Below are 6,650 nucleotides of genomic sequence, written 5' to 3'. Positions count from 1 at the left end.
ACGGGGGGGAGCCGCGGGGCGAGGGCCGGCGCCCAGGAGCCGGGGCCCAGCTCGGCGGGCTCCGGGCCCCCGGGCGGGGTGCCGCGCAGGCGCTCCGGAGTGTGTTTTGTGTTGCGAGCTTGCAACAGCGGCGGTTGTGAGCTGTGGTCATGTGGCACAGCATCGATTATGGCGTTTCCATGCATTGGACGCATGAAGTAAGGGGGCATACGTTCGAGCCATGCCTCCCGCTGATACCGGGGCGTCCGTCACCGACCGTGCGGCCGCCTCTCCCCAGTCGTCCACAGACACCTCTTCCACCGCCGCCGCGCCCGACCCCGAGTCGGACAAGCTGCGGCCGGGCGGCCCCGGCTACCGCCGGATGAGCCTCGCCCTGTTCGCCGCCGGAGTGGCCACCTTCGCCCTCCTCTACTCCACCCAGGCGCTGCTGCCCGCCATCTCCGGCGACCTCAACGTCTCCCCCGACCAGGCCAGTTGGACCGTCTCGGCGGCCACCTTCGGACTGGCGCTGGGTGTGATCCCGCTGAGCGCGGTCTCCGAGCGCTTCGGCCGCCGCACGCTGATGACGGCCTCGCTCTCGGTCGCCGCGCTGATCGCGCTGCTGGTCCCGTTCGCGCCGACGCTCGGCGTGCTGATCGCGCTGCGCGCCGTCCAGGGCGTCGCGCTGGCCGGGCTGCCGGCGTCGGCGATGGCGTTCCTGGCGGAGGAGGTACGCGCCAAGGCGCTGGTCGGGGCGATCGGCCTGTTCGTGGCCGGCAACAGCATCGGCGGGATGTCCGGGCGGATCGTGACCGGCTGGGTCGCGCAGGCGTGGGGCTGGCGGGCCGCGCTCGGCGCGGTGGGGGTGCTGGCCGTGGTGTGCGCGGTGGCGTTCCGGCTGCTGGTGCCCAGGGCCCGGCACTTCGCGGCGCGCTCGGTGGGCCCGCGGACGCTGGCCCGTACGCTGGGCGGTCACCTCTCCGACCCGCTGCTGCGTCGCCTCTACGGTATCGGCGCCCTGTTCATGACGGTCTTCGGCGCGGTCTACACGGTCATCGGCTACCGCCTGGTCGCCGCGCCGTTCAACCTGCCGCAGGGCATCGTCGGCTCGATCTTCGTCGTCTACCTGGTCGGTACGGTCTCCTCGGCCGCGGCCGGCAAGCTGGTCGGCCGGACGGGCCGCCGCGGCGCCCTCTACCTGGCCGTCGGCACCACCTCCGCCGGTCTGCTGCTCACCCTCGCCGACTCGGTCGCCGCGGTGCTCGCCGGCCTGGTACTGATCACCGCCGGCTTCTTCGCGGGCCACGCGGTCGCCTCGTCCTCGGTCAGCCGCACCGCCCAGACCGCCCGCGCACAGGCGTCCGCGCTCTACCAGTGCGCGTACTACATCGGCAGCAGCCTGGGCGGCGCCCTCGGGGCGGTCGCCTTCCGCGCCGCCGGCTGGCCGGGCACCGTCCTGCTCGGCCTGGCCGCGATGGCCGGCGCCGCCGGGATCACCCTCTACGCCACCCGCAAGGCGGTCGCCGAACGCCGCCTGCTGAGCCTGGCGCAGGCCGCCTGACCGGCCCGCCCGGCACGCCCCCCGGGGCCCCGCGAGCCGAAGGGCCCGCCCCGCCACCTGTCCTGGTGGGGCGGGCCCTTCGTCGTGAGAGAGCCTCAACTGCCAGGGAAGAGCGCAGTGTCGACCGTGACATCGAACGGCGCCGGCAGGTGCAGCTCGGCGCCGTACTTCACGGTTTCCAGCACGCGATACACACCACCCGCCGGCTGTCCGTACAGCGTCGCGGTGGGCCTTCCGGAGTGCCAGGGGTCCAGCAACAGGTAGAGGGGCACGCCTGCGTCGGCGTAACCGTGGAGCTTCTCGACCCGGTCGTGATTCGCGTTGGACCGGGAGGTGATCTCAACGATCAACTCGGCCGCATCGGCCATGCGGCGCTCACCGCGCCGCGGCAGCAGCTTCTTGGGAATGACCGCCAGGTCGGGGATGTACAGCCCCTGCTGGCTGGGGACAGTCAACCCTTGCGTCTGGTAGATGCCCCAGTCCCGGGGGATGACGGTATACAGCAGGCGTTGAACCTCGTCCGCGGTGTCGTTGTGGTCGCTCTCTGGCGGTGGTGCCACGGTGACGATCCCCTCGATGATCTCCACCTTGCAGCCCTCCGGAGCGTCAGTCTGCTCCCATGTGCGGAGTGCCTCGTTCCAGCCGCGTTCATCAGCCTGGTGGGGGCGCTCGGCGATCACTCCTGCCATGGTGTGCTCCTCTGTCGGTACGTCACCGATCCCAGCATGCCGAACGGGACCGGCGCCGGTCCACCGATCCCGTTCACCCGAATGGGAAAACCGCAGGTCAGGCAATACGTTCCAGCACCACCGGCCGCGCCTCGAAGGAGGTGTCCGCCGGGCCGATCTCCACCCCGCCGTCCAGCGCCGCGAGTGCGTAGTCGAACTTCTCCGGGGTGTCGGTGTGGAGGGTGAGCAGCGGCTGGCCGGCGGTCACCGGGTCGCCGGGCCGGGCGTGCAGCTCGATGCCGGCGCCGGCCTGCACCGGGTCCTCCTTGCGGGCCCGGCCGGCGCCCAGCCGCCAGGCGGCGAGGCCGACCGCGTACGCGTCGAGGGCGGTGAGGGTGCCGGTGGCGGAGGCGGTGACGGTGTGCTGCTCGCGGGCGATCGGAAGGGGCGCGTCGGGGTCGCCGCCCTGGGCGGTGATCATGCGGCGCCAGTGGTCCATGGCGGAGCCGTCGGCCAGGGCCTTGGCGGGGTCGGCGTCCGGCAGGCCGGCCGCGGTGAGCATCTCGCGGGCCAGCGCGAGGGTGAGGTCGACGACGTCCTGGGGGCCGCCGCCGGCCAGTACCTCGACGGATTCGCGGACTTCGAGGGCGTTGCCGGCGGTCAGGCCGAGGGGGGTGGCCATGTCGGTGAGGAGGGCGACCGTCCTCACGCCGTGGTCGGCGCCCAACTCGACCATGGTGGAGGCGAGTTCGCGGGCGTCGTCGATGTTCTTCATGAACGCGCCGGAGCCGACCTTGACGTCCAGGACGAGCGAGCCGGTGCCCTCGGCGATCTTCTTGGACATGATGGAGGAGGCGATCAGGGGGATCGACTCGACGGTTCCGGTGACATCGCGCAGCGCGTAGAGCTTCTTGTCGGCGGGGGCCAGGCCCTCGCCGGCGGCGCAGATGACCGAGCCGACGTCGCGCAGGACGTCCAGCATCTCGGCGTTGCTGAGGTGGGCCCGCCAGCCGGGGATGGACTCCAGCTTGTCTAGGGTGCCGCCGGTGTGGCCGAGGCCGCGGCCGGAGAGCTGCGGGACGGCGGCGCCGCAGGCGGCGACCAGCGGGGCGAGCGGGAGGGTGATCTTGTCGCCGACGCCGCCGGTGGAGTGCTTGTCGGCGGTGGGGCGGGGCAGCGACGAGAAGTCCATCCGCTCACCGGAGGCGATCATGGCGGCGGTCCAGCGGGCGATCTCCGTACGGTTCATGCCGTTGAGGAAGATGGCCATCGCCAGGGACGACATCTGCTCGTGGGCGACCTCGCCACGGGTGTAGGCGTCGATCACCCAGTCGATCTGATCGGCGGTCAGCTCTCCGCGGTCGCGCTTGGTACGGATGACGCTGATGACGTCCATGGGTCTTCCTTTCGAAGGGGTGGCTCCCGTTCTACACGCATAGAGCCGGCGGCGCCCAGAAGGGGCGGGCACGACGGCATCGGGGGGGCCGGCGGGGATGCCTACCGGGCCAGGTGGCCGGGGCCGAAGGCGTCGGGCAGCAGCTCGGCCAGCGGGCGGATGCCGAGCGCGGTGTCGACCAGCAGCTCGGGACCGCCGTGCTCGTAGAGCAGCTGGCGGCAGCGCCCGCACGGGACCAGCGGCTCGCCGGCGCCGTCGACGCAGGTGAAGGCGGTCAGCCGGCCCCCGCCGCCGGCGAACAGCGCGGAGATCAGCCCGCACTCGGCGCACAGCCCGAGGCCGTACGAGGCGTTCTCGACATTGCAGCCGGTGACCGTGCGGCCGTCGTCCACGAGGGCGGCGGCGCCGACGGGATAGCCGGAATAAGGGGCGTAGGCCCGGGACATGGCGTCCCGGGCCCGCGTCCGCAGTGCGGTCCAGTCGACCGGCACCTCGTGCGTCATGCGTGGTGTCCTTCGCGTGCTGCTCGTGCTGCTCGTACTCGGCGCGTCATCCGCCCTGTCCTCGGCGGTACGGCCTGCCGATGGCCTTCGGGGGCCGCAGCCGCTGTGAGAAGAGGGCCAGGACCAGCAGCGTAGCGATGTACGGGCTGGCCTCGACCAGTTCGAGCGGGACGCTGTCGGAGAGCAGGTACCAGACCACCAGAACGGCGGCGGCCACCGCGGCGAAGGCGGCCTGGGCGCGCTTGGCGGCCCGCAGCCGCACCAGCGCGAGCCCGGCGAGCAGCGCGGCCAGCCCCAGCAGCAGGGCGTGCACGGTCGGGCCGCCGCTGCGCAGCTGCATGGCGTCCATGAAGCCGAACAGGCCGGCGCCGAGGGCGACGCCGCCCGGCCGCCAGTTGCCGAAGATCATCGTGGCGAGGCCGATGTAGCCGCGCCCGCCGGTCTGGCCGTCCTGGTAGAAGTGCACGCTGATCGCCAGGAAGGCGCCGCCCAGGCCCGCCAGGGCGCCGGAGACCAGGATCGCCGCGTACTTGTAGCGGTAGACGTTGACGCCCAGCGTCTCGGCGGACAGCGGGGCCTCGCCGCAGGACCGCAGCCGCAGGCCGAACGGCGAGCGCCACAGCAGGAAGAAGCTGCCGATGAACAGGCCGACGGTCAGCAGGGTCAGCCACGGGACGCCGGTGACCGCGCCGCCGAGCACCCCGGCGAGGTCGGAGACCAGGAACCAGTGGTGGCCCTCGATCCCGTTGAGCCAGTCCGCGAGTCCCGGGACGGTGAAGGTCGGGATGTCGGGCATCGGCGGGGACTGCTTGTCGTTGCCGCCGGCCAGCATCGCGGCGCTGCCCTCCTGGCCGAACCACAGGGTGGCCAGGTACTGGGTGGCGCCCAGCGCCAGGATGTTGATCGCGACACCGGAGACGATGTGGTCGACGCCGAAGGTGATGGTGGCGACCGCATGGACCAGGCCGCCGAGCGCACCGCCGACGACACCGGCCAGCGCCGCGAGCCAGGGGCCGTGCTGCCAGCCCACCCAGCCGGCCGCGAACGAGCCGAGCATCATCATGCCTTCGAGGCCGATGTTGATCACGCCCGCCCGCTCGGCCCACAGACCGCCCAGACCGGCCAGGCCGATCGGTACGGCGGCGCTCAGCGCGGCCCCGAACTGGCCGGCGGAGGTGAGGTCGGTGGCGCCGGATACGGCCCGCAGGGCGGAGAGCGCGACCAGCGCGCCGGCGACGATCAGCAGCACCCAGGGGTAGGTCAGCTTGCGCCGTCCGCCCTGGCCGGTGGCCGCGGGCTTCGCCGCGGACTTGAGCTCCGTACTCACGACGTCACCTCGGGCTTGTCACTGTTGTCGGCGGTGTCGGCGTCGGCGGCGCTGTCGGCGCTGCCGGCGTCGGAAGCCCCAGGTGCGCCGGGCGCGGTCCGGGACCGGGCGGCCAGTTCCTCGCCGACCCTGCGCTGCTGGCGACGCAGCCCGTAGCGGCGGACGACCTCGTAGGCGATGACCACGCACAGCACGATGACGCCCTGGATGACGCCGACGATCTCCTGGGCGTAGCCCTCGAACTCCAGCCGGGAGCCGGTGCGGTCGAGGAACGCCCACAGCAGCGCGCCGAACGCCATCCCGACCGGGTTGTTGCGGCCGAGCAGGGCGATGGCGATACCGGTGAAGCCGATGCCGGCCGGGAAGTCGGTGCCGTACTGGAAGGACTCGCCGAGCAGCGTCGGCATGCCGACCAGGCCGGCCGCGGCGCCCGACAGCAGCATGCTGATGACGACCATCCGCTTGACGCTGACGCCGCTGGCCTCGGCGGCCGGCTCGGAGGCGCCGACGGCGCGCAGGTCGAAGCCGAAGCGGGTGCGGTTGATCAGGAACCAATAGAGCGCACCGGCCACCACCGCGACGACCACGAAGCCCTCGACCGGCTTGGGGTGGGTCGGGAAGGAGAAGAAGTGGCCGGACGCCGGCAGGAACTTGGTGTGCAGGAGGTTGCCGTCCTTGATGGCGAGGCGGCCGTCCTGGAGGAAGTAGCCGATCACCGAGGCGGCGATGGAGTTCAGCATGATCGTGGTGATCACTTCGCTGACCCCGCGGGTGGTCTTCAGCAGACCCGCGATACCGGACCAGACCGCGCCCACCAGCATCGCGATGACGACGAGCAGGATGATCTGGAGCGCACCGGGCAGCGCGACCGCCCCGCCGACGGCGGCGGCGGCGAAGGCGGCCAGCCGGTACTGCCCGTCGACACCGATGTTGAACAGGTTCATCCGGAAGCCGATGGCCACCGCCAGCGCCGAAAGGTAGTACGGCACCGCCTTGTTGATGATCCAGACCTGGCTGTCGCTGTAGTGGCCGTAGTCGGCCATGATCCCGTACGCCCGGAGCGGGTTCTCGCCGGAGGCCAGGAAGACCAGCGAGCTGATCACCACGGCGGCGACGATCGCCAGCAGCGGCGCGGCGATCGCCAGGATCACCTTGTCGCGGGTGGCGCCGCGCCCGATGGTGTCGACTGCGCGGTTGGTGGCGGGCGTTGACGTGG

General features: G+C 72.2%; 6 protein-coding genes and 1 pseudogene. 1 reads left to right on the top strand and 6 read right to left on the bottom strand.

Annotated elements, in window-relative coordinates; genetic code table 11:
* Nucleotides 1–125 (bottom strand): annotated as a pseudogene (locus RZ84_RS41555) (LysR family transcriptional regulator); the annotation flags it as partial.
* 95 nt (nucleotides 126–220) lie between these two features.
* Here RZ84_RS41555 and RZ84_RS22390 point away from each other — a divergent pair.
* The gene (locus tag RZ84_RS22390) at nucleotides 221–1,540 is read left to right on the top strand and encodes an MFS transporter (protein ID WP_043265787.1); all 1,320 of its coding nucleotides are present in this window, start codon (nucleotides 221–223) and stop codon (nucleotides 1,538–1,540) included.
* A gap of 95 nt (nucleotides 1,541–1,635) precedes the next feature.
* Here RZ84_RS22390 and RZ84_RS22385 read toward each other — a convergent pair whose 3' ends face one another.
* The 5 genes from RZ84_RS22385 to RZ84_RS22365 form a co-directional block, all read right to left on the bottom strand.
* Nucleotides 1,636–2,229 (bottom strand): Uma2 family endonuclease, encoded by a 594-nt coding sequence (locus RZ84_RS22385; protein ID WP_052230096.1) that lies wholly within the window; start codon nucleotides 2,227–2,229, stop codon nucleotides 1,636–1,638.
* Between the two features lie 97 nt (nucleotides 2,230–2,326).
* Nucleotides 2,327–3,604, bottom strand: a complete 1,278-nt coding sequence (locus tag RZ84_RS22380; protein WP_043265786.1) for a thymidine phosphorylase — start codon at nucleotides 3,602–3,604, stop codon at nucleotides 2,327–2,329.
* A gap of 101 nt (nucleotides 3,605–3,705) precedes the next feature.
* Complete coding sequence (locus tag RZ84_RS22375; RefSeq protein WP_043265785.1) at nucleotides 3,706–4,107, bottom strand: cytidine deaminase; 402 nt, start codon at nucleotides 4,105–4,107, stop codon at nucleotides 3,706–3,708.
* Nucleotides 4,108–4,153: 46 nt separating this feature from the next.
* The gene (locus RZ84_RS22370) at nucleotides 4,154–5,434 is read right to left on the bottom strand and encodes an ABC transporter permease (RefSeq protein ID WP_043265784.1); all 1,281 of its coding nucleotides are present in this window, start codon (nucleotides 5,432–5,434) and stop codon (nucleotides 4,154–4,156) included.
* On the bottom strand, nucleotides 5,431–6,612 hold the full coding sequence (locus RZ84_RS22365; RefSeq protein WP_052230529.1) for an ABC transporter permease: 1,182 nt from the start codon (nucleotides 6,610–6,612) through the stop codon (nucleotides 5,431–5,433). Before RZ84_RS22365 ends, RZ84_RS22370 begins: the two co-directional genes overlap by 4 nt.
* Nucleotides 6,613–6,650: the final 38 nt, after the last annotated feature.

The organism is Streptomyces sp. CT34 (genome assembly GCF_000805335.1).
Lineage (GTDB): Bacteria > Actinomycetota > Actinomycetes > Streptomycetales > Streptomycetaceae > Streptomyces.
This window is presented reverse-complemented; position numbering and strand designations above follow the sequence as displayed.